We start from the raw sequence: 1,888 nt of genomic DNA, 5'->3' as shown, positions 1-1,888 counted from the left end.
CCACGAGCTCGCCGAGCGGTTCATCGGTGACCCCGAGCTGGCCAACCTGCCGCGCAAATACAAGACCGCCATTACGGGCCACCCGTCCCAGGACGTGGTGCACGAGATCAACGACTTCGCTTTGGTTGGCGTCGTCCACCCCGAACTTGGCGCCGGCTACGACCTTTGGGTTGGTGGCGGCCTCTCCACCAACCCGCGCCTGGCCGAACGCCTCGGTGTGTTCGTTTCTGCGGATGTTGCCGCTGAAGTATGGCTCGGCGTGACCAGCATCTTCCGCGATTACGGCTACCGCCGCATGCGCACCAAGGCCCGCCTGAAGTTCCTCATGAACGACTGGGGACCGGCCAAGTTCCGCCAGATCCTTGAGGATGAGTACCTCGGCTTCAAGCTTCCCGACGGCCCCGCCGCTCCCAAGCCCACGGCTCCCGGTGACCACATCGGCGTTCACGAGCAGAAGGACGGCAAGTTCTTCATCGGCGTGACCCCGACTGTGGGCCGCACCTCCGGCGAAGCGCTGGTCACGCTGGCGGACACCTTGGAGAAGCACGGTTCATACCGCCTGCGCACTACTCCTCACCAGAAGCTGGTCATCCTGGACGTCGCCAAGGAGCAGGTTGAGCCGCTGATCGCCGAACTGGACACCTTGGGCGTCTCGGCACGTCCGTCCGTGTTCCGCCGCGGCACCATCGCATGCACGGGCATCGAGTTCTGCAAGCTGGCCATCGTCGAAACCAAGGTCACGGCGGCAACAGCCATCGCTGAGCTGGAACGCCGACTGGCCGACCTCGTGGAAACCAAGCAACTGCCCTCGGCACTGTCCCTCCACATCAACGGCTGCCCGAACTCCTGCGCACGCATCCAGACGGCCGATATCGGCCTGAAGGGCATGATGTTGCCAACGCCCGACGGCGACCCCACCCCGGGTTTCCAGGTCCACCTCGGTGGCGGACTGGCCAACAACGAGCGCGAAGAAGCCGGTCTGGGTCGTACCGTCCGCGGCCTCAAGGTCACGGTGGAAGACTTGCCCGATTACGTGGAGCGCGTGGTCCGTAAATTCGTCGCCGTGGGCGCCGAGGGCCAGACCTTCGCAGAGTGGGCACACTCGGCAGATGAAGGAGATCTCCAATGAGCACAAGTCAGCGAGTGGCAGGCGATGCCGCCCAGGGAGTGGCATCGGGCCTGTCGGAGCCGCGCGCTGGGCTGATCGGAGATCAGCCGCGCGGCGAAGGGGCGGGGGCGGCATCGCCTGCCGCTGCCCTCCGGTCCCACGAGGAACTCAAGGCCTTGGCCGAGGCCGGCGCCGCTGAGCTGGGCTGGAACGCGCCTGCCAGGGACGTCATCGCCTGGGTGGCCCGCAACTTCGAGCTGCCCACAGTGACGGTGGCCTGCTCCATGGCCGACGCCGTCCTGCCGGCCTTGGTCGCGGACCAGCTTCCCGGCGTCGACGTCTTGTTCCTGGAAACCGGCTACCACTTCAAGGAAACGTACGAGACACGCGACGAAGTCGCAGCGAACCTCCGCGTCAACGTGGTGGACGTCCTTCCCGAAAGCACCGTGGAACAGCAGGACCGCCTCCTGGGCAAGGATCTGTTCGCCCGCGACCCCGCCCAGTGCTGTGCACTGCGGAAGGTGCAGCCCCTGCGTCGCTCGCTGGCCGGCTATGAGGTCTGGTTCACCGGTGTCCGCCGCGACGAGGGACCCACCCGCACCAACACCCCGGTGGTCACCTGGGACGAGGGCTTCGGCCTGGTCAAGGTGAACCCGATGGTGGACTGGTCCTTCGATCAGCTGATCGAGTACTCCGAGGACAACATCCTTCCCGTCAACCCCCTCCTGAGCCAGGGCTACCCGTCCATCGGCTGCCAGCCCTGCACCCGCAAAGTGGCCC

Annotated in this window: 2 protein-coding genes; both read left to right on the top strand. The window is 66.0% G+C overall.

What is annotated here, in order from left to right; translation table 11 throughout:
• The coding region (locus HP499_RS23785; protein ID WP_172326502.1) for a nitrite/sulfite reductase at positions 1-1,129 on the top strand (1,129 nt) is incomplete at its 5' end.
• Positions 1,126-1,888: phosphoadenylyl-sulfate reductase (locus tag HP499_RS23780; RefSeq protein WP_253951771.1), on the top strand; the 763-nt coding region annotated here is incomplete at its 3' end. The genes HP499_RS23785 and HP499_RS23780, both read left to right, overlap by 4 nt.

It is taken from the genome of Paenarthrobacter sp. CM16 (genome assembly GCF_013179505.1).
Lineage (GTDB): Bacteria > Actinomycetota > Actinomycetes > Actinomycetales > Micrococcaceae > Arthrobacter.
The sequence above is the reverse complement of the archived record's forward strand: the minus strand, read 5'-3'. Positions and strand labels throughout refer to the sequence as shown.